Origin of the sequence: Ectorhizobium quercum (assembly GCF_026552795.1) — a bacterium.
Taxonomy (GTDB): Bacteria; Pseudomonadota; Alphaproteobacteria; order Rhizobiales; family Rhizobiaceae; genus Ectorhizobium; species Ectorhizobium quercum.
The window spans coordinates 193447-212884 of record NZ_JANFPI010000003.1 but is presented as its reverse complement, the minus strand read 5'-3'; the positions used below and the strand labels follow the sequence as shown (position 1 = coordinate 212884).

The 19438-nt window shown below is 66.0% G+C and carries 19 protein-coding genes; 2 read left to right on the top strand and 17 right to left on the bottom strand.

Annotation, left to right across the window (positions count from 1 at the left end; all coding sequences use genetic code 11):
* Positions 1–148: 148 nt before the first annotated feature.
* Positions 149–367: a hypothetical protein gene (locus tag NOF55_RS09595; protein ID WP_306411150.1), complete on the bottom strand. Its 219-nt coding sequence runs from the start codon at positions 365–367 to the stop codon at positions 149–151.
* A gap of 172 nt (positions 368–539) precedes the next feature.
* Between NOF55_RS09595 and NOF55_RS09590 the strand changes: the two genes are divergently transcribed.
* Together NOF55_RS09590 and NOF55_RS09585 are read left to right on the top strand one after the other, a co-directional pair.
* Positions 540–1967: an aldehyde dehydrogenase family protein gene (locus NOF55_RS09590; protein ID WP_306411149.1), complete on the top strand. Its 1428-nt coding sequence runs from the start codon at positions 540–542 to the stop codon at positions 1965–1967.
* 35 nt (positions 1968–2002) lie between these two features.
* A complete protein-coding gene (locus NOF55_RS09585; protein ID WP_306411148.1) occupies positions 2003–3295 on the top strand; it encodes an NAD(P)/FAD-dependent oxidoreductase in 1293 nt (430 codons plus the stop codon).
* A 22-nt stretch (positions 3296–3317) separates the two neighbouring features.
* Here the strand turns inward: NOF55_RS09585 and NOF55_RS09580 are convergent, their stop codons facing one another.
* From NOF55_RS09580 to NOF55_RS09505, 16 genes are all read right to left on the bottom strand, one after another.
* Positions 3318–4118, bottom strand: coding sequence for an ABC transporter permease (locus NOF55_RS09580; protein WP_306411147.1), 801 nt, complete (start codon positions 4116–4118; stop codon positions 3318–3320).
* Entirely contained in the window at positions 4115–4996 is an 882-nt protein-coding gene (locus tag NOF55_RS09575) for an ABC transporter permease (protein WP_306411146.1), read from the bottom strand. The genes NOF55_RS09580 and NOF55_RS09575 overlap by 4 nt, the downstream gene beginning before the upstream one ends.
* Positions 4989–6053 carry an ABC transporter ATP-binding protein gene (locus NOF55_RS09570; RefSeq protein ID WP_306411145.1) on the bottom strand — a complete coding sequence of 355 codons (1065 nt, stop codon included), beginning with the start codon at positions 6051–6053 and terminating at the stop codon, positions 4989–4991. Before NOF55_RS09570 ends, NOF55_RS09575 begins: the two co-directional genes overlap by 8 nt.
* Before the next feature lie 69 nt (positions 6054–6122).
* Entirely contained in the window at positions 6123–7250 is a 1128-nt protein-coding gene (locus NOF55_RS09565; RefSeq protein WP_306411144.1) for an extracellular solute-binding protein, read from the bottom strand.
* Between the two features lie 269 nt (positions 7251–7519).
* Positions 7520–8464 (bottom strand): LysR family transcriptional regulator, encoded by a 945-nt coding sequence (locus NOF55_RS09560; protein WP_306411143.1) that lies wholly within the window; start codon positions 8462–8464, stop codon positions 7520–7522.
* A gap of 141 nt (positions 8465–8605) precedes the next feature.
* Entirely contained in the window at positions 8606–9277 is a 672-nt protein-coding gene (locus tag NOF55_RS09555) for an RraA family protein (protein ID WP_306411142.1), read from the bottom strand.
* Positions 9278–9289: 12 nt separating this feature from the next.
* Positions 9290–10111, bottom strand: coding sequence for a carbon-nitrogen hydrolase family protein (locus tag NOF55_RS09550; RefSeq protein WP_306411141.1), 822 nt, complete (start codon positions 10109–10111; stop codon positions 9290–9292).
* A gap of 18 nt (positions 10112–10129) precedes the next feature.
* Positions 10130–10864, bottom strand: coding sequence for an HpcH/HpaI aldolase family protein (locus NOF55_RS09545; RefSeq protein ID WP_306411140.1), 735 nt, complete (start codon positions 10862–10864; stop codon positions 10130–10132).
* 32 nt (positions 10865–10896) lie between these two features.
* Entirely contained in the window at positions 10897–11688 is a 792-nt protein-coding gene (locus NOF55_RS09540; protein ID WP_306411139.1) for an ABC transporter permease, read from the bottom strand.
* 13 nt (positions 11689–11701) lie between these two features.
* On the bottom strand, positions 11702–12583 hold the full coding sequence (locus NOF55_RS09535) for an ABC transporter permease (RefSeq protein WP_306411138.1): 882 nt from the start codon (positions 12581–12583) through the stop codon (positions 11702–11704).
* A complete protein-coding gene (locus NOF55_RS09530) occupies positions 12580–13716 on the bottom strand; it encodes an ABC transporter ATP-binding protein (protein WP_306411137.1) in 1137 nt (378 codons plus the stop codon). The genes NOF55_RS09535 and NOF55_RS09530 overlap by 4 nt, the downstream gene beginning before the upstream one ends.
* 91 nt (positions 13717–13807) lie before the next feature.
* Positions 13808–14872, bottom strand: coding sequence for an extracellular solute-binding protein (locus NOF55_RS09525; RefSeq protein WP_306411136.1), 1065 nt, complete (start codon positions 14870–14872; stop codon positions 13808–13810).
* A gap of 152 nt (positions 14873–15024) precedes the next feature.
* Positions 15025–15624, bottom strand: coding sequence for a dual specificity protein phosphatase family protein (locus NOF55_RS09520; RefSeq protein ID WP_306411135.1), 600 nt, complete (start codon positions 15622–15624; stop codon positions 15025–15027).
* A 5-nt stretch (positions 15625–15629) separates the two neighbouring features.
* On the bottom strand, positions 15630–16739 hold the full coding sequence (locus NOF55_RS09515; protein WP_306411134.1) for an MBL fold metallo-hydrolase: 1110 nt from the start codon (positions 16737–16739) through the stop codon (positions 15630–15632).
* Positions 16727–18418, bottom strand: coding sequence for an ABC transporter permease (locus tag NOF55_RS09510; RefSeq protein ID WP_306411133.1), 1692 nt, complete (start codon positions 18416–18418; stop codon positions 16727–16729). The genes NOF55_RS09515 and NOF55_RS09510 overlap by 13 nt, the downstream gene beginning before the upstream one ends.
* 45 nt (positions 18419–18463) lie before the next feature.
* Positions 18464–19426, bottom strand: coding sequence for an ABC transporter substrate-binding protein (locus NOF55_RS09505; protein ID WP_306411132.1), 963 nt, complete (start codon positions 19424–19426; stop codon positions 18464–18466).
* Between the last annotated feature and the right edge of the window lie 12 nt (positions 19427–19438).

Below are 19438 nucleotides of genomic sequence, written 5' to 3'. Positions count from 1 at the left end.
CCGGCTGGGTGCCCTGGGTGCCCGGCCGTTTGTTCGCCTGCCGGCGTCCCGGTCGCGCATTTCCGTCGAAGGCGGCGGCCAGCGCCTTTCCCGTCGATCGCATGAAGCGCGAAATGGCCGGCAAGCGGTGATGATCGACCGGAGACCGCTACCTTTTGCGGGCGGCCAGAGCCGCCGCCAGGAGGAAAACGAAGGCCAATGGCCCCCAGAGCATGCCGCCTGCTGTCAGATTGGCGCCATCGGCGGTGGTGCAGCTTGAACGGGCCGCGGCAATGCAGTCCCGGTGAATCCAGTAGCGCGTGAGGAAAAGGCAGGCGCTGGCGAGCGCAAGAACGAGCCAGAACCCCACCCGGATCGGGCGTCTCAATCGCGTACTCCATCCATGATCACGGGTTGCACGATATCGGCTTTTCCCGAAAATTCAAATGTCCGGCGCAATTGCCGGTGTTCTCTTCGGGCGAGGCGACCTTCGCCGCCTTGCGGGCCGGAGCGGCTTGCTCCATCCTGCCGGCCTGACACTCTTGAAACGGGGGAACATGATGAGCAACCACCTCAAATTCTTTATCGACGGCCAGTGGGTCGATCCGGTCACGCCGAAGGCTCTCGACGTCATCGATCCATCGACGGAAGAGGCATATACGCAGATTTCCACCGGTTCGGCCGCCGATGTCGACAAGGCCGTCGCGGCAGCGAAGGAAGCGTTCGTAAGCTTTGCCTTCACGCCCAAGGCCGAGCGGCTGGCGCTGCTGAAGCGCATTCTCGAGATCTATAACGCCCGCTTTGAGGATATCGCGCAGGCCGTGTCGCAGGAGATGGGCGCGCCGCTCGCCTTTGCCCGCGATTCCCAGGCATGGGCGGGCCGTGCGCACATGGAAGCGACCATCGAGGCGCTGGAGGCCTACGCGTTTTCCGCCAGGCGCGGCGCGACGACGATCCTCAAGGAGCCGGTCGGGGTCTGCGCGCTGATCACGCCGTGGAACTGGCCGCTCAACCAGATCGTCTGCAAGGTGGCCCCGGCGATTGCCGCCGGCTGCACGGTCGTGCTGAAGCCCTCGGAAATCGCGCCGATCAGTGGCATCGTCTTCGCCGAGATCATGGAGGCGGCGGGCGTGCCGAAGGGCGTGTTCAACCTCGTCAACGGCACGGGGCCGGAGGTCGGGCAGGTCATGGCCGGCCATCTGGATGTCGACATGGTGTCCTTCACCGGCTCGACGCGGGCGGGCATCATCGTCGCCAAGACGGCGGCCGACACGGTGAAGCGCGTGGCGCAGGAACTCGGCGGCAAGTCGGCGAACATCATCCTGCCGGATGCGGATTTCGAGACGGCGGTCGCCCTGGGCGTCGACGGCTGCTTCTCCAACAGCGGCCAGTCCTGCGACGCGCCGACCCGGATGCTGGTGCCGGCCGACCGCCACGACGAGGCGCTGGCCATCGCCAGAACGGCGGCGGAAAAATTCAGGGTGGGCGATCCGCGTGCCGACGAGACCGATCTCGGTCCCGTCGTCAGCCAGGTGCAGTACGACAAGATCCAGCGCCTGATCGCCAGCGGCATCGAGGAAGGCGCGACGCTGGTGATCGGCGGCCCGGGCCGTCCCGAAGGGCTGAACCGCGGCTACTATATCCGCCCCACCGTCTTCGGCCATGTGACGCCCGACATGACAATCGCCCGCGAGGAGATTTTCGGCCCCGTCCTGTCGATCCTCTCCTACGAGGACGAGGAGGATGCCATACGCATCGCCAACGACACGGTTTACGGGCTGGCGGCCTATGTGCAGTCGCAGGATATTGACCACGCCCGCAGGGTCGCGGCCCGCATGCGCGCCGGTTCCGTCTATGTCAACTATCCCGACTGGGACACCCGCTCCTCCTTCGGCGGCTACAAGCAGTCCGGCAACGGCCGCGAATATGCCGAATGGGGCGTCCACGATTTCCTAGAGATCAAGAGCGTCGTCGGTTGGGGCGCGTGAGAGACGGCGGGGCGGCACTCGGCGAGGAAATTGTCATGAAAACAACCAGCGATCCGGTTTTGCGCAATCTCTATCAGGAGACTGCGGCACCCGGACCCGACCTCCGGCCGCTCGACGGTGATTGGAAATGCGATGTGGTCATCGTCGGCGGCGGCTATACCGGTCTTTCGACGGCGTTGCATCTGGCCGAACGCGGGGTTTCCGCGACGGTGATCGAGGCGCACGAGATCGGCTACGGCGCTTCCGGCCGCAATGGCGGGCAGGTCAATCCCGGCCTCAAGCCCGATCCCGACCAGGTCGAGGCGGACTACGGTCCCGATCTCGGGCGGCGCATGGTCGCGCTGTCCTATGGCGCACCGGACGAGGTGTTCGCCCTGATCGAGCGCCACGGCATCGACTGCGCCGCCGCCCGCACCGGCACGATGCGCGCCGCGGTCAATCCGGCTTCGGAACGGTCCGTTGCCGCTCTGGCCGAACAGTGCAGGGCGCGCAACATGCCCGTGGAGCTGCTGGATGCGCAGGAAACGCAGGCTCTGACCGGAACGGATCGCTACCGTTGTGCCCTGATCGACCGGCGCGGCGGCCATCTCAACCCGCTCGGCTATGCGCGCGGCCTTGCGCATGCCGCCCTGAGGGCAGGGGCGCGGCTGCATGTCGGCACGCCCGCCGTCGCGCTGGCGGCGACCGGCAACGGCTGGACGGTGCGCACGCCGGGCGGCACCGTATCGGCGCCGCAGGTCGTGATCGGTACGAACGGTTACACGGACGATCTCTGGCCGCGGCTGAAGGAAACCGTCGTGCCCGTCTATAGCGCGATCGCCGCGACCGAGCCGCTTCCGCCGGACCTGCGGACGCGGATCATGCCGGGCCGTTCGTCGCTTTATGAGATCGGATGGGATGTCGTTTACTACCGCATCGACGATGCCGGGCGGCTGCTGATGGGCGGGCGCGGGCCGCAACGCGACGTCGCCGGTGCGGGGGACTACCGCCACCTCATCCGCTATGCCGAACGGCTGTGGCCGGACTTGGAAGGACAGGACTGGCCGTATCGCTGGAACGGCAGGGTTGCGGTGACGGCCGATCATTATCCGCATCTGTCGCAGCCCGCCCGCGGCCTGCATACGGTTCTCGGCTATAACGGGCGGGGCGTTGCGATGTCGACCGTCGCGGGCCGGCTGATCGCCGAGCGCATCGCAACGGAAGGGCGCGCGTCGATGGATCTTCCCTTGCGGCAGGCGCTCGAGCCGATCGACTTCCACCGGTTCGCGCCCATCGGCGTCGAAGCGCGCATTCTGTATGGACGCCTCCGCGACAGGATCGGTCTCTGACTTTCGCGCGGGGCCTGGACGCTCAGGATTGACGGCTTTGCTGCCTGCGCCGGGCGATCTCGTAGCCGGCCGCACCGACGATCGCCGCGGCGATCATGATCAGCGCCAGCGCGTTGACCGCCGGCGTGAGGCCGGTGCGCACCTTGGTGGCGATGAACACCGTCAACGGCGTTTCGAAGCCGCGCACGAACAAGGTCGTGTTGTAGTTTTCGATGGATTGCAGGATGGCCAGAAAGGTCGAGGCGAGCAAGGCGGGCTTCAGGAAGGGCAGCAGGATGCGCCGGAACACCATGAATTTCGAGGCGCCGAGGCTGAGTGCGGCCTCTTCCTGCGTGCGGTCGAACCGTTGCAACCGGGCGGCGACCATCAGCATCACATAGCAGATGATGAAGCTCGACTGGGCGAGGACGATCAGGAACAGGCCGCCTCCGATGCCGATCTGGCGCCAGAGCACCAGCGTGGCGATGCCGATGACGACGCCGGGGGTGAGAAGCGGCGACACCATGACGGCGTAGAGCACGCTTTTCGCCTTGCCGTTCAGGCTGGTGAGCAGCAGGGCCGCCGCCGTGCCGACCGGAAGCGACACCAGGGCGACCAGAAAGGCGATCAGCGCCGACGTCCAGGCCGCGTGCCACATGGGCTGGTCGGCCCACAGGTCCTGAAACCATTTCAGCGTCGCCCCCTGCCAGGGCGTCACGGTGGGGAAGCGGCTGGTGTTGAAGGTCGCCAGCCCCATGACGGCCAGCGGCGCGAAGAGATAGAGGAAGAACACCGCCATGTAGAAGCGGAAAAGCGCCTTCGCGATCCAGCCGCCGGAGGTCATTTCGCCACCTCGGCCAGATTGACGCGCGCCAGCTTCAGCACCGCGAACACCACCGCAAGGCACAGGACCAGCAGCACCAGCGCATAGGCCGCGCCGCGGTTCCAGTCGCCGCCTTCGAAGAACCAGTTGTAGATGATTTCGGTGAACCAGCGGCTGCCGGGCGACCCGAGCAATGCCGGCGCCACGTAGGAGCCGGCCGCCAGCATGAAGGTGAAGATGCAGCCGGTGGCGATGCCGGCCTTGGCGTGCGGCAGGACGACCCGCCAGTGAATGCGCCAGACCGATGCGCCGAGATCGCGCGCCGCCTCGACCTGCGACTTGTCGAGGCTTTCTATGGAATTGTAGATCGGAAACAGCATGAACAGGATATAGGCGTAGACCATGCCGACCAGCACCGCGCCGTCGCCCGCCCAGCGGATGGGCGTGTCGATGATGCCCGTGGCCAGCAGGAAGGCGTTCAACGGACCGCGGAAGGCGAGCAGGATATACCAGGCCAGCGTGCGCAGCACCTCGTTGATCCAGAAGGGAATGGTCAGCGCGACCAGCGCCACCGCCGTCTGGTTGGCGCTCGCCTGCTGCGCCAGCCAGTAGGCCAGCGGATAACAGACCAGGAACGTGGCGAAGGCGACCAGAGCGCTCGCCCAGATGGTCTTGAGGAAGATCGCCCGGTGAATGGGTTCCCCGAACAGGTAGAGGATGTTGGCGAGCGTGTAGACGTCGTCCGGGCCGCCGATCCGCGCCGGCGGCAGGTTCGGCCTCAGCGCATATTCGATCATCGTCAGGTTGGGGGCGAGCACCATGCCCGCCAGCCAGATGAAAACCAGCCCCATGATGATCGTGCCGGGCCCGCGACCGAAGCGTCGGAAGATCTCAGACATCGGCCAGCACCGTCGCATGCTCCGGGCTAAACGAGAATTGCGCGACCTCGCCGGCCGGCGGTGCCGCCGACAGCGCGGTGCTGGTGATGGCCGCGACCACCGCGGCGTCGCCCGCGCCCTTTCCGTAGGCAAGCGCGAAGGCGCCTTCGAAATCGATCCGGTCGATGCGCGCGCTCAGGCTGTTCTCACCATCCGAACCCGAAACGAGGGCCTCGGGGCGGACATAGAGTCGTGCGGATTGACCGATGGCGAGATCCGGCCCCGCGCGCCCGCGCAAGCGGCCGGCGGCGCTTTCCAGCGTCGCCACGCCGTCGGTTATGTCCGTGACCTTGCCCGGAATGGCGTTGTTCTCGCCGACGAAGGTGGCGATGAAGGGCGTGGCCGGGCTGTCGTAAAGCTCGCGCGGCGTGCCGACCTGCTCCAGCGCGCCCGCATTCATCACGGCGATGCGGTCCGACATGGCGAGCGCCTCGGACTGGTCGTGGGTGATGTAGATGAATGTGACGCCGGTGCGCTTTTGCAGGGCGCGCAGCTCGGCGCGCATGTGCTGGCGCAGCTTCAGGTCGAGCGCCGAAAGCGGCTCGTCCAGCAGCAGGACCTGCGGTTCGATGGCGAGCGCCCGGGCAATCGCCACGCGCTGGCGCTGGCCGCCGGAAAGCGCGCCGGGCAGGCGGTCGCCATACCCTTTGAGCGCGATGAGTTCGAGAAGCTCCTCGGCCTTTTCGCGACGCCGGGCCTTCGGGACGCCGCGCGCCTCGAGGCCGAAGGCGATGTTTTCCCACACCGGCATCAGCGGAAACAGCGCCAGCGACTGGAAGATCATGGCGGTCGGGCGGCGGTCCGGGCCGAGCCCCTTCATGTCCTTGCCGTTGATCGAGACACGGCCGGCGGTCGGCTCGAGAAATCCGGCGATCATGCGCAGGATCGTCGTCTTGCCGCAGCCCGAGGGACCGAGAATGGAAAAGAATTCGCCGCCGCCGACGGTGAAGGACACATCGTCCACCGCCCGGGTGGCGCCGAAAACCATGCTGACCTTGTCGAGTTCGACCGAATGCATGCAGACCCCGGAATAAACGGAGAGGGCGGCAAGCGGCCGCCCTTCCCAATGACCATGATAAGGCTTCTATCAGGCGGAGAGGAACTTGTCCTGATACTCGTTGCGCTTGGCGACGTACCAGCTTTCCTGAACCGGCCACCACCACAGCTTGTCCAGCGCGTCGCCCGGATAGGCGTTGGCGAAGAACGCCTTGGCTTCCTCGGAAAGCAGCGCGTCGGCGCCGACGGCGGTGGAGTTGATCGAGGTGGCGTTGGAATAGAGCGCACCTGCTTCCGGCGTCAGGAAGAAGTTGATGAAGGCATAGGCCTGTTCGAGGTTCTCGGCGCCCTTGGGGATCGAGATGCCTTCCATCCACGCCAGCGCGCCTTCCTTCGGCGCGATGAAGCCGACTGGCAGGCCTTCCTTGCCGAGGGCGGCGGCGGTCGAATCCCACGTCTGGCCGATGGTGGCGCCGTTGACGCGGAACGCGCCCTGGGCCTCGTTCTCGTTCGACCAGAACTGCACGATGTTGCCCTTGCGGGCGATGGCTTCTGCGAGGATCACGTCGAAGATTTCCGTCTGCGCCTCGGGCGAGGTGAAGGCGTCGCGCAACGGGCGAGGCAGCTTGCCTTCGGCTTCCAGCCACAGGCCGAGGCCGACGAGGCTGGAATGGCCGCGAACCGTGGCCTTGCCTTCGCTCTCCGGCTTCCAGATGTCGCCATAGGAGGCGGTGCCGTATTCGAGCGGCGACTGGTCGCGGTCGAAGGCGATGGCTTCCGTGCCCCAGTCGGCGGGAACCTGATAGCGCTTGCCGTCGACGACGGCGCCGAGCGTTTCGGAATTCTTCCACGCGCCGGGCAGGCAGCGGGCGACCTCGACCTTCGATTCGTCGATGGGCTGCACGAGGTCGAACTCGACGTAGTTCGGCACCCGGTCGACCGTCGGCCAGATGATGTCGAAACCGCCGCCGTTGTTGGCGCGCAGCTGGTTCAGAAGCTCGTCGTTGGTGCCGTAGGGCGTGTAGCGGGCCTTGATGCCGGTGGCCTTCTCGAAGGCGGCCAGCAGCTCGTCGTTGATATAGCCGGCCCAGGCGAAGATGTTCACCGTTCCGGACGAGCCCTGGGCAAAGCCCTGACGCGAAACGAACGGGGCGGCGAGCGCCGCGCCGGCGAAGGCGGCTGCGCCCTTCAGAACAGTGCGCCTGTGGGTGGTGAGCATCGTTTCCTCCTTTATGAGCAGATGAGTGGAGGCAACCTAGAGAGTTCATGTGACAGTGCGACGACACGAACATGGCGTTGTTCTGGCCGCAAGCCGCACACGAACCTTCCCCCAGTCCCGGGCAGGCAGGCCGTTGTTCGTACCATGCTGTTCCTCCGGGGGCAGGATAGCGCGCGTGCCGAAGGAATGTCCAGCCTTTGCGCCGGTCGAGGCGGCGATACGTTGGTGATATGGCATCGGGGCCGGGCGGGGTTTCCTGCCTGAATCCTTCAGACGATGGCGTGATCGGTCGCCCGGCTGTCCTGAAACGCCAGGGCGTCGTCGTAAAGGGCGCAGAAGCGGCGTGCGACATCGCTGGCGATGGATGCGATCAGCGGCGCAAGCCGCGACGAGGGGCTTTTCAGATGGACGGCGAAATAATCGGTGGCCGGGAAGGACGGCTTCACGTTGAGCACGCGCAGGGCGCCGCTGCGCAACTCGTTCTGGATGACGATCGGCGGCAGGACCGAAATGCCGATGCCGGCCGAAATCATGCTGACGGTCGTCGCGAGCGAATTCGAGTAATGAATGATCGAATCCTCGAGGCAGTTGGCGGGCAGGTATTCCACCATGCGGCCGTGATTGTGGGTCCCAACCTCGTAGGAGATGATCGGATAATGCAGGATGTCGTGCTTGCCCAGCGCGTCCTCGCCGGTCTTCAGCCGGCCGTCCACGATCCAGAACATTCCGAATGTGCACAGGTCGAGAATCCGGAAACTTTCCCGTTTCGGGCCGGGAAAACCCAGAATGATGTCGAGTTCGCGGCTTTCGAGCCGGCTCGTCAGCATGCTCGACGATTCCGTGGTGATCGCCACCCGGATGCGGGGGAACTTGCGCCGGAGCACCTCCATGATGCCCGGCAGCAGGGTGAGCGCCATGCTGGGCAGAAGGCCGATCCGCACCGTGCCTTCCACGGTCGACGCCGGGCTGACCGCCGTGACGAGGCGATCGTAGCGGGCGACGATATCGCGCGCGCCCTCCACGAAGGTCATGCCTTCCTGCGTCAGCCGCACTTCGCGGGTATCGCGCTCGAAGAGCTTGATGCCCAGTTCATGTTCCATCGCGGCGATGCGGTTGGAGATCGCCGCCGGCGTCATGTTCATGCGTTCCGCCGTGACCCGGAAGTTCTTCAGCTCCGAAAGCCAGACCACCGTTTCGAGAAAGCGGATGTTCATGCGGGTCCTGTCTTGCAGCAAAAGGAAGGAAAAGGCGGGCGTTCTGCAAAAAACGTCTCCACCGCCCGGGATTAAAGGATAAGTTTTCTCCCGCGGCAAGTAAGGGAGCGGGCGCGCCGGCGCGCCCGTCCACCGTTCCGTTCAGTTCGCTGCAAGCCGTGCCTGCACCTTGGCGCTCGCGCCGGAGAGGTCGCCGAGCTTGCTCGCCCCGTCGCGCACACTCGCTTCCCGCTGCTTGCCGCGCTCCTGCATGGCAAGCGCCTTTTCCGCCACCTCGCGGACCTCGCCGCGCGGCAGCACGAGAACGCCGCTTTCGTCGGCGAGGATCGCGTCGCCCGGCATGACCACCGCGCCGCCGCAGCTCACCGGAATGTTCATGCCGCCGCCGAGATCGTAGATGCGGGTGGTAATCGGCGAAAGCCCGCGCGCCCACATCGGGAAGTCGGAATCGACGATTTCCGCGAGGTCGGTGCAGGGGCCATCGACGATGCCGGCCGTCGCGCCCGAGGCCTTGACGGCAACGGTGACGCCGCCGCCCCAGCAGGCATATTTGTCGTCGCCCAGCCGGTCGACCACCAGAATGTCACCCGGCCTCAAAAGCCCGGCGACATGGTGCAGCAGGGTCGAATCCGGCCCGGCGATGGCCAGCGTCACCGCCGTGCCGACGACGCGGCGGCCGGGCAGAAGCGGCTGGATGGCCCGGTTCATGAAGCCGAACAGCCGCCAGTGGCCGACCGTCGCCGTCTCGACGCCGGAGAGAAGTTCGAGGTCTTCGGCCGGAACCTGGTCCGGCATGTCGCGCAGGGTGTACATCGACGCTCCTCCTCAACCGCAGGCCAGACGGCGGTGCTGCGTCATGGGAATGAGCGTCCGCACGCGGGAAATCTGCCTGGGGTCGATATGGGCGGTGACGTAGCCGACGCCGTCGGAGGCGCGGGCAATCGTGTGGCCCCACGGGTCGCAGACCAGCGAGTGGCCGTAGCAGGCGCGCTTCTCGCCGTTCACTGTCACCCCGCCGGTCTGGCCGCAGGCGACGAAATAGGTCTGGGTCTCGATGGCGCGGGCCCGGGCCAGCACTTCCCAATGGTCCTTGCCGGTCTGCAGCGTGAAGGCGGCGGGCAGCACGATGACGTCGCAGCCGGCCTTTTCCAGTTGCAGGAACAGTTCGAAGAAGCGGATGTCGTAGCAGATGGCGCAGCCGACCTTCAGCCCGTCGATCTCGTAGGTGACGATGTCCTCGCCTGGTTTGACGGTGGCCGATTCCTTGTAGGCCGTGCCGTCCGGCGCGACGATGTCGAACATGTGGATCTTGCGGTAGGCGGCGACCTGCGTGCCCTCGCGGTCGAAGACGAAGGAGGTGTTGTAGATGCGGTTTTCGCCCTCCACCTTCTCCATGATCGTGCCAGCATGCACGAACACCTTGTGCTCGCGGGCGAAATCCTGCGCCATGCGATAGGCCGCGCCGCCCGCCGGTTCGGCAAGCGCCAGCTTTTCTTCCGTGGTCGTGCCGTAGACCTCGAAATATTCCGGCAGGACGATGAGGTCCGGCCGGTCGGCGCTGAAAGCCTCTTCCATCAGGGCGCGGGTCTGCTTCAGATTCTTCTCGCGGTCCTGCTGCGGGTTGGTCTGTATCAGGCTGATTTTCATGTCATGTCTCCGGTCGCGTCAGGCGACGATCTTTTCCTGCTTGAGGGTGTTGATGGTGTTCATGATGCCGGCGCGCAGCGTCATCGTCTGGGTGGCGACGACCAGAAGCGAGGCCCCCTCCTCCAGCGCGAAGGCGCGCTCGGCGGGCGTCCAGGCGGGCATCACCCAGTCCTTGCCGGCTTCGCGGGCGGCGCGGGCGATGCGCTTCAGGTCGGCCCGGTCGGCGTCGTTGAAGGAATAGGCGCCGCGCCCGCGCGCGAGCGCCAGGTCGGACGGGCCGGGGAAGAGCCCGTCGACCGTTTCGAGCGCGATGATCTTCTCGACGTCTTCAAGGCTTTCGGCCGTCTCGATCATCGCGTAGCATTTCGTGCGGGCATTTTCCGTCTCGAAGGCGTCGCTTGCCGGGCGCGTGTAGCCGAAGACCCGGCCGCCGGCGTAGGAGCGCACCCCGGTCATCGGATATTTCGCCGCCTTCGTCACCGCGCGGGCATGGTCGACGCCGAGGATGTGCGGCACGATCACCCCGTCGGAGCCGAAATCGAGCGCCTGCTGGATGGATTCGGCGTTGGGCGCGATGATCTTGGTGATCACCGGAATGCCGAGCGCCCTGGTGAAGGCGAGGAACTGGTCGAGCGTGGCGAGGTCGAAGGTGCCGTGCTCCAGTTCCAGCACCAGCGATTTCACGCCGCAGCTTCGGGCGATCTCGAGATAGCCGTAGTGCGGTTGCGACATCCACAATGCGATATTGTCCATTTCAGTCGTTACTCCCTTGGAAATTGGCGGTGTCACTTGCCGATGGTCCTCGACAGGCCGAGCGTGCGTTCGATGAGAAAGATGATGAGAAGCGTCGCCGCGATCAGCACCACCGAGATGGCGGCGGTCATCGGGTCGGTCCGGCTTTCCACGTAGTCGAAGATCTCCACCGGCAGCGTCGTCATGCGCGGTCCGGTGATGAACAGCGAGATCACCACCTCGTCGAAGGAGATCAGGAAGGAAAGCGCGGCGCTGGCGATGAAGCCGGGCATCAGGAGCGGCAGCGTGATGCGGCGGAACACCGTGAACGGCGAGGCGCCCAGCATGGTCGCGGCCTCCTCCACCGAGGGCGGAAGCGTCGAGAACGCCGTGGTCATGATGCGGATGACATAGGGCGTCGTGACGATCAGATGGGCGGTAACCAGCCCGGTGAAGGTGCCGAGCAGCCGCGCCTGCACGAAGACGAGCAGGATGGCGAGGCCGAGCACGATGGAGGGTAAGAGCAGCGGCGCGGTGAACAGGTTCATCGCGAGGTCCCGGCCGGGGAAGCTGTAGCGGCGGATGGCGTAAGCCGCCGGAACGCCCGCCGCCAGCCCGAGAACGGTGACGGTGGAGGCGATGGCGAGGCTGACCTTGAAGGCCTCCATCAGCTTCTGGTGGCTGAACATGGCGGCGTACCAGCGCAGCCCCCAGCTTTGCGGCGGGAAGGTGAGATAGCTGTCGTTGCTGAAGGACAGCGGCAGCACGACCAGCATCGGCGCCAGCAGGAAGAGATAGAGGCAGATGACGAGAATGCGGAACGGAACGGTGATCTTGCCGATCATGGTGCTCTCCTTCTCATTCGAAGCGGCGGACGACGCGCGAATAGAGCGCGAGCGCCAGGCCGAAGATGACGAGGACGATGACGGAGGTGGCGGCGGCCTTCGGCCATTCGAGCTGGATGACGGCCTGATCGTAGATTTCCGTCGCCAGCAGGAAGACGCGCCCGCCGCCGAGCAGCTTCGGGGTGATGAAGGAGGAAATCGCCAGCACGAAGCACAGCAGGCAGCCGAGCGCCACGCCCGGCAGGGTGAGCGGGAAGACGACCCGGCGGAACCGTGTCCAGGCATTGGCGCCGAGCGAGGCGGCGGCCTCTTCCAGATGGACGTCGAGCCGCCCGAACCCGGCGATCAGCGACAGCGCCATATAGGGGATCAGCACTTCCACCAGCCCGATGGTGACGCCGAGCCAGTTGTTGACCAGGCGGATCGGCTGGGAAATCAGCCCGCCGGACATCAGGAGACCGTTGACGACCCCCTGGTCGCCGAGGATCACCATCCAGCCGTAGGTGCGCACGACCGAGCTGACGAGCAGCGGCGACACGGTGACGACGAACAGCAGGTTGCGCCATGCCGGCGAGACGCGGTGCAGGAAGAGCGCGATCGGATAGGCGCAGCACAGCGTGATCAGCGTCACCGACAGCGAGAGCAGCAGCGAATTGCCGATCAGTTCGAGGTTGAAGCTATCCGTCAGGAAGCCCGTATAGCTTTCCAGCGAGTAATTGCCGGTCAGCACGCCGCCGCTGCGGCTTTCCATGAAGGAAATCTGCCCGAGCCGGAAGACCGGCAGGATGAAGGCGACGAGGTTGATGATCGCCATCGGCACGAGAAGGACGAGGGCGATGACCGGAAAGCGCCGTTCCCCGGCGCGGGTGGCGATGGGGGCTGCAAGCTGGCTCATGGCGCATCGCCCCGGAAGACCAGCATGTCCTGCGGCTTCCATTCGCACAGCACCTTTTCGCCCGCCGCGAAGGCGTGGCCGCCGCTGGCGGTGTGGACTTCCGCCTTCAGCACATGCGTGCCGGTGTCGATATCGTATTGCACGACGTCGCCGATATAGGTGACGCGCAGCACGCGGCCCTGCACGCTGTTGGTGGCGACGCTGACGAGCGCCCGGTCGCGATTGGGTGTCACGCCGATGCGGTGCGGGCGGATGACGATCTTCGCCTTGCCCTCGGCAACGCCGCGCGTATCGCAGCGGTAGACGCCCTCGCCGAGCCGCACGGTGTCGGCGGCCTCGATCTCGCCGTCGAGCGCGTTGGCGCGGCCGACGAAATCGGCGACGAACAGCGAGGCGGGCCGCTCGTAGATATCCTCCGGCGTGCCGAGCTGGGCGAGCCGGCCGCCGGCCATGACGCCGACGAGGTCGCACATGGTCAGCGCCTCGACCTGGTCGTGGGTGACGAAGACGGTGGTGATCGAAAGGCGCTGCTGGATCTCGCGGATCTCGACGCGCATCTCGTCACGCAGCTTGGCGTCCAGGTTGGAGAGCGGCTCGTCGAGCAGCAGGATGCGCGGCCGGATGACCAGCGCCCGGGCCAGCGCCACGCGCTGTTGCTGGCCCCCGGACATTTCCTTCGGCTTGCGCGGGCCGTAGCCCGGCAGGCGCACCATCTCCAGCGCCTCCTCGACGCGGGAGCGGATTTCCGCCCGGGCAACGCCGCGCATTTCCAGCCCGAAGCCGACATTCTCGGCCACTGTCATATGCGGGAAGAGCGCGTAATTCTGGAAGACGAGGCCGATATCGCGTTTGTGCGGCGCCTTGCGCGAAATATCGTCGCCGCCGATGCGGATATGGCCTTCCGTGACCGACAGAAGGCCCGCGATCATGCGCAGCGTCGTCGTCTTGCCGCAGCCCGACGGCCCCAGCAGCCCGAGCAGCTTGCCGCGCGGCAGGTCGAGATCGAGATTGTCGACCGCGACGTAGTGGCCGTAGCGCTTGGTGATGTTTTCGAGCTTGAGGAAGGCCGGTTCGGCCGTCTCCGGGCGCGCGGCTCCGTTCGCGGCAGCGCCGCGCATATTCGCCATCTGCATGGATGTCGATCCTGTCTTTTGAAGAACGGGAAGGTTTCGAGAGAGCGCCCCGTCGGCCGGGACGCCCGTCAGCCTCGCTTCCGGATACCGCTTAGCGGCTGGCGGGAATGATCTGGCGGCGCCAGGGCTGGAGGATGTCCTCGCGCATGTCGCCGATGCTCATCCAGTCGACGGCGATCAGCTTTTCCCGCTGCTCCGGGTCCATCAGCGGAATGCGCGCCTTCGTGGCGTCGTCCACCTCGGCCTTGGTGTTGGTCGGCGCGTAGAACATCGCCTTGGCGAAGTTCGCCTGCGCCTCGGGGCTCAGCACATAGTTGACGAAGGCGAGCGTCGCCTCTTCCTCGGGCGCGTTGGCGATGGCGCTGATCACGTTGATCTGCGAGGCCGTGCCCTCGACCGGGCCGACCGAACGCATACGGCCTTCCGTCTGGTCGAAATAGAATTGCGAGCGGGCGTTGTAGCCGATGGAAAGCGTGGCGGTGCCGTTGGCGACCAGCGTATAGGCGTCCGGCTTCGGCTCCCAGGTCTGGACCGAGGGGGCGAGCTGCACCAGCTTCTCGACGCCGGGCTCGATGGTTTTCTTGTAATCGTTCTCGCCGGCCAAACGGTTGGCGATGATCGTCAGCAGGATGGCCTGGATGTCGCCGCCGCCCTGCGCGGGAATGGTGATCTTGCCCTTCTGCGCCGGGTCCCACAGCGCTTCCCAGCTCGTCGGCGCCTCCGGGAAGGCGTCGCGGTTGTAGATCAGCGCCAGCGTGTCGTAGGTGAGCGGCAGGGCGAAGCCGCCGAGTTCCTTGCCGATATCGGCGATATCCGCATAGGCCGCGACTTTCGACAGGTCGAGATCGGCCACCAGCCCCTCTTCCTTGGCGATCTTGGCGACCGAAAGGTCGTAGATCACGGCGTTAGCCTGCGGCGCATCCTTCTGGGCGCGCATGTTGCCGAGCGAGGTGGCGGCGTTCTGCACGCCGAAATAGTTCACCTTGATGTCCGGGTGCTTTTCCATAAAGGGCTCGACCACGGCCTTCATGTAGTTTTCCTCGAAGGCACCACGGTATCCCATCACCGTGATCTCGGCTGCCGCAGCCGGCAGCGCCACGCCCAGCGCGGACGAAATGCACAACAGATTCAGGATCTTCCCAATTGTCTTCTTCATGTCCGTTCCCTTGTTTTGGAGGCCTTGTGGCCCGTGTTATTGGGAAGGACGATAAGGTCGGCCCGCGCAAAGGGTCCAACGGGTAATTCTGTTCGACTGTTTGAAAAAGCTTTCCATCGGAAAGCGCCGGGAGCGGCAATGGTGTTGGACGCTTACCCAGCTTTCGCCCGAAAGAGGTCCGGCGACTGCCTGACGATGTTCAGGGCTTCCGCCGCCAGCGCCAGCATGGCGGGCTGCGGCTGGTCGGTGCCCAGCCCGCGCACGGTGCGGACATGGCCGATGGCGTCGTCGAAGTCGGCAAACAGGTCGGGACGGGCAAGGTGCAGGTAGAGCGCGATGACGGTGGCCGAGCGGCTGCGGCCGCCGCGGCAGTGGACCAGCACGTTGCCCCGGCGATGCGGCGGATAGTGAGCCTTTCCAGGGCTCGCCTGCCCGAGAATGCCGTGCAAGGCAAGGGTCGCGGCCAGCAGATGCTGGGGCAGGTTGCCGGGGCCGTCGATCAGACCGATATGGGTTCGGCGCACCACCGTGCCGTCGGGAAGCGCAAGCGGCAGCAATTCGATATTGACCGCGAGATTCATCGTGGCGGTGATGCCGTGCTGCAAAAGAAGATCGGGATCGTCCGCGGCGACGCGGTTGCCGATGAACAGCCCGGCGCCCTCTCGCCCGATCGCATCGCACACCTTCAGGAGAACCGGCAGCCGGTCTTCCTGCTCTTCGGTCAGTTGCGCCAAGTTCCGATGGGTCTGCATGCGTGTCATCCTGTCTTTTCGATCGGCTCGGCAGGCCCGAAACGAAGGGTCCGTTCCATGCAAAGCCTGTTCTTGAGCCGCTTGCGCAGGATAGCCATGTCCTCCGGTCCTGCAAAGGCCGGCACGATGTGCCGGGCACCGGTCTCATGGGCGAGGCGCAGGGTGTCGCGAAGCCTGGGATGGACGTTCCACGGCAGCCATCGCGCCTTGCCGGCGGCCAGCAGGCCGGCAGCGGGGGTGCCGGCCGGCACATGGCTGGAAAAGACGAAGCGAAACCCGTCGCCCCGGCGCGACACGAGTTCGGCGGAAAGCCCCGCCTCGCCATTGGCTTCGGCGGCGACGATCACATCGCCCGGCTGCCAGTCCGGCGAGGAGGCCGCGCCGGCCAGGAAGTCGGACAGTTCCCGATGCTGCCCGGGTGGTATTACGTCGTCGGTGTCGGCCGCCAGATCTTCCATCTCGGACCGGACCTGCGGACAGACGCGGACGGTGAGACCGCGCTGCGTGAGCGCCAGCGCCATTTCCGGGCCTCGGCCGCCGGAGGGAACGGGCAGGACCGCGCCGTTTGCCGCAGCGGTGGCGATGATGTCGATCTGGTTGGCGAGGCTGCTGTCGCGATCCCCGTAGGAGACGTCCGTCACCATGCAGGTCGCGGGCGGCGGCGGATCGAAAGGCAGCAGCGTGGACTCCGAACTCCAGTCGCCGGTGTAGAGAAAACCGCCATCGGCTGCGATATGGAACCATATGCCGCCCGGCGCATGGCCGCTCCGTCCCAGCGTCACGACGAGGCCTTCGATTGAGGCTTCCCCGCGGGCGGGTAGAATCCTGCGCCGGGCGGAGCCGATGATGCCGAGGGGAATCTGCCGGAGGGTCGCCGCCGTCGCATAGACCGGCGGATTGCCGATCCGCGCGGCAAGCTGCAACGCGCCGGCGTGATCCATGTGGGCATGCGACAGGCAGATGGCGTCCACGTCGCCGATGCCGCTCATGTCCGGCAGCACGCCCGGCTGCGGCCCCTCGCCGAGGTCGAACAGCAGGCGGCGGCCGCTTATTTCGAGGAGAAAGGCTGCCGGAAGCTTGCCGCCGAGGCCGCTGATCGCGGTCAGTTCTGCCACGGCAGGGCTCCCTTCGGCAGCCGCGCCGACAGCAGCGAGGCCGCGCCCATCAGCAGGAGAACGATGGCGACCATCAGGCATCCGACCGCCGCGGCGAGCGTCGAGGAGCCGCCTTCCTCCAGGAAGACGATCATCGGCCCGAGCGTTCTGGCGCTCGACGAGACGAGCAGGATCGAGACCTGGATTTCGTTGAGCGCGTTCATGAACACGATGATGCCGCCGGCGAAGGCCGTGGGAGCGACCATCGGCAGGACGATATCCCGCATCCGGGCAAGGAACGGGGCGCCGGCGATCTGTCCGGCCTCCTCCAGAGAGCGGTCGACCTGGGCGAAGCCGCCGAGGATCGGCCTGAGCGCGAGCGCCAGGAAGTTGGACAGATAGGCGGCGAGGATGATCCAGACGGTGCCGTAGATGCTGAGGCCGAGGACCGGCAGCGGCCTCAGGAAGAACAGGATCATGGCGACGCCGAGAATGATGCCGGGCAGGGCATAGGAGAGTTCGGCGGCAAGCTGGACGAGCCGGACCAGAAGCCCCTTATGCCAGCTCAGGAAATAGGCGAGGAAGAACGACACCGTCACCAGGATCGCCGCCGCCCCGGCGGTCAGGCCGAGGCTGGTCAGAAACGCGTTGCGGATCGAGGCATGGTGGAAGAGGGCGTTGGCGTAGTGGGCGACGGTCAGGTTCGTGAGGGTCAGTTCCTGGCCGAAGCCGGTGACGAGCGAGGTGGCGACCAGCGCCGAAAGCGGCAGGACCAGCGTTGCGGCGAGGAACAGCCACGCTGCCGCTTCCAGCAGGGGCCGCGCGCGGCCAAGGGCGATGACGACCGGTTGTCCGCCACTTTCGACGCGCATGTCGCCGCGTCCCCCGAGCCAGCCGCTGATGCCGATCCCGGCCACGGTGATCACGGAAAGCAGCAGCGCGAGCGCGGCCATGTCGGAAAGCGCGGCCGGGCCGTAGCTGTTGAGCTGCTGGTAGATCAGCGTGATCAGGGTGGGAAAGCGGGCGGGAATGCCCAGCATGGCCTGGATGCCGAAATTGCCGATGGCCGAGACGAATGCCAGCGCGGCCCCGGCGAAGACGCCGGCGCGGGCGAGCGGCAGGAGGATGGTGAAGAGCAGCGTCCGGTTTCCCGCGCCGGCGGCCCGGGCCGCTTCGGCGAGATTGGGCGGCAGCCGTCGCAAGGCGGCGCGCACCGTCAGGAAAACCAGCGGGGCGTTGTAGAGACCGAGCAGGAGGATGATGCCGGTGGAGGAGAACAGCGGATGGCGTGCGCCCTGCGGCAGGGCAAGGCCGAAGAGGCCGAGAACCGGGCTCGAGGGCGAGAAAGCCTGCACCCAGGCAAGGGCGGTCACTTGCGGCGGGATCATCAGCGGCAGGACGAAGCCGAACACCCAGGCGGTCTTGAGCCGCATGTCCGTATGCACGGTGATGACCGCCGCAAGGGAGCCGATGATAACGGCAAGCGCCGTCGAGGCAACCGAGACGTAAAGCGAATTGAGCGTCGCCGTGAAGACCCGCTTCCTCAGGAGCAGATCGGACAGCCGTTCGAAGTCCAGCGCGCCCTCGGGCGCCAGCGCCGTCCAGGCAAGCCGGGCAAGCGGGGCGAAGGAGAGCAGCATCACGAAAACGGCGAGTGCGCCGAGCACGAGCCATTGCGAGCGAAAGGGGAGAGCCGGCATTCGCTGGCGCTCCCGGGGCATTGCAACCGCCAGATCCGTCATCGGTCAGCCGCCGAAGGTCTCGGTGAACTTCTCGCGCACGTCCCTGTCCGTCGTGACGGCCTTGTCGGCGTCCATCGGCAGGAGCTTGATTTCAGAGAGTTTCGGGAAGCCGTCGGGCGGCGTGACCGAGGGATCGATCGGCATGTTTCCCTGCTTGGCGACGAGTTCCTGACCTTCGCTGGAGAGCAGGAAATCGACGAAGGCCTTGGCCGCTTCCGGCTGCTTCGCCGTGGACAGGATGGCGACCGGCTCGGTGATGAAGGAAACCCCGTCCTTCGGGAAGATCAGCTCGACCGGCGATCCGCTGGCCTTGGCGCGGATGACGTCGGCATCGGCGATGATGCCGTATTTGGCAAGGCCGCTGGCGACCGCCTTCAGGGCCGGGCCGTTGCCGCCGTCCGGGGCGATGTCGAGCCTTGCGAGGCCCTCGTAGAAGTCCCAGCCGATGCCGGGCACGTCGATGACGCTGTGCAGGTGGTTCAGCGCGGCGCCGGAATAAAGCGGGCTCGGCACGGCGATCTGTCCCTTGTTCTCGTCGGCGAGCAGGTCGGCCCAGGTTTCGACCGGCTTGGCCGTCTGGGTGTTGTAGGCAATCCCCGTCGAGATGATCTTGGTGCCGAAGAAGGTCATGTCCTTGTCGTAGGTGCCCTTGTCATAGGCTTCGACCTTGGCTTCGGGATAGGCCATCAGGCGGCCTTCCGCCTTGAGCTGGCCGAGGTTGATGGTATCGGCCACCAGAAGCACGTCCGGCTTGACCTCGCCGGCCTCGATCTCGGCGCGCAGGATGTTCATCAGTTGGCTGGTGCCGTTGCGGCTCCATTCCACCTTGATGTCGGGATGCTTCGCCTGGAAGGCGTCGACCGTCTGCTGGGCGATCTCCGGCGACTGCGAGGTGTAGAGCGTCAGCGTTTCGGCGCTGGCGGTGCCCGCCATCAGAAGCAGGGCGAGTGCAGGAATGAGGCGCATGGACGTTTCCTT

What these genes read in the sequence shown, in the direction of transcription:
- NOF55_RS09590 (WP_306411149.1), top strand. Translation starts at nt 540, where the DNA reads ATGAGCAACCACCTCAAATTCTTTATCGACGGCCAGTGGGTCGATCCG.
- NOF55_RS09585 (WP_306411148.1), top strand. Translation starts at nt 2,003, where the DNA reads ATGAAAACAACCAGCGATCCGGTTTTGCGCAATCTCTATCAGGAGACT.
- NOF55_RS09580 (WP_306411147.1), bottom strand. Translation starts at nt 4,118, where the DNA reads ATGACCTCCGGCGGCTGGATCGCGAAGGCGCTTTTCCGCTTCTACATG.
- NOF55_RS09575 (WP_306411146.1), bottom strand. Translation starts at nt 4,996, where the DNA reads ATGTCTGAGATCTTCCGACGCTTCGGTCGCGGGCCCGGCACGATCATC.
- NOF55_RS09570 (WP_306411145.1), bottom strand. Translation starts at nt 6,053, where the DNA reads ATGCATTCGGTCGAACTCGACAAGGTCAGCATGGTTTTCGGCGCCACC.
- NOF55_RS09565 (WP_306411144.1), bottom strand. Translation starts at nt 7,250, where the DNA reads ATGCTCACCACCCACAGGCGCACTGTTCTGAAGGGCGCAGCCGCCTTC.
- NOF55_RS09560 (WP_306411143.1), bottom strand. Translation starts at nt 8,464, where the DNA reads ATGAACATCCGCTTTCTCGAAACGGTGGTCTGGCTTTCGGAGCTGAAG.
- NOF55_RS09555 (WP_306411142.1), bottom strand. Translation starts at nt 9,277, where the DNA reads ATGTACACCCTGCGCGACATGCCGGACCAGGTTCCGGCCGAAGACCTC.
- NOF55_RS09550 (WP_306411141.1), bottom strand. Translation starts at nt 10,111, where the DNA reads ATGAAAATCAGCCTGATACAGACCAACCCGCAGCAGGACCGCGAGAAG.
- NOF55_RS09545 (WP_306411140.1), bottom strand. Translation starts at nt 10,864, where the DNA reads ATGGACAATATCGCATTGTGGATGTCGCAACCGCACTACGGCTATCTC.
- NOF55_RS09540 (WP_306411139.1), bottom strand. Translation starts at nt 11,688, where the DNA reads ATGATCGGCAAGATCACCGTTCCGTTCCGCATTCTCGTCATCTGCCTC.
- NOF55_RS09535 (WP_306411138.1), bottom strand. Translation starts at nt 12,583, where the DNA reads ATGAGCCAGCTTGCAGCCCCCATCGCCACCCGCGCCGGGGAACGGCGC.
- NOF55_RS09530 (WP_306411137.1), bottom strand. Translation starts at nt 13,716, where the DNA reads ATGCAGATGGCGAATATGCGCGGCGCTGCCGCGAACGGAGCCGCGCGC.
- NOF55_RS09525 (WP_306411136.1), bottom strand. Translation starts at nt 14,872, where the DNA reads ATGAAGAAGACAATTGGGAAGATCCTGAATCTGTTGTGCATTTCGTCC.
- NOF55_RS09520 (WP_306411135.1), bottom strand. Translation starts at nt 15,624, where the DNA reads ATGCAGACCCATCGGAACTTGGCGCAACTGACCGAAGAGCAGGAAGAC.
- NOF55_RS09510 (WP_306411133.1), bottom strand. Translation starts at nt 18,418, where the DNA reads ATGCCGGCTCTCCCCTTTCGCTCGCAATGGCTCGTGCTCGGCGCACTC.
- NOF55_RS09505 (WP_306411132.1), bottom strand. Translation starts at nt 19,426, where the DNA reads ATGCGCCTCATTCCTGCACTCGCCCTGCTTCTGATGGCGGGCACCGCC.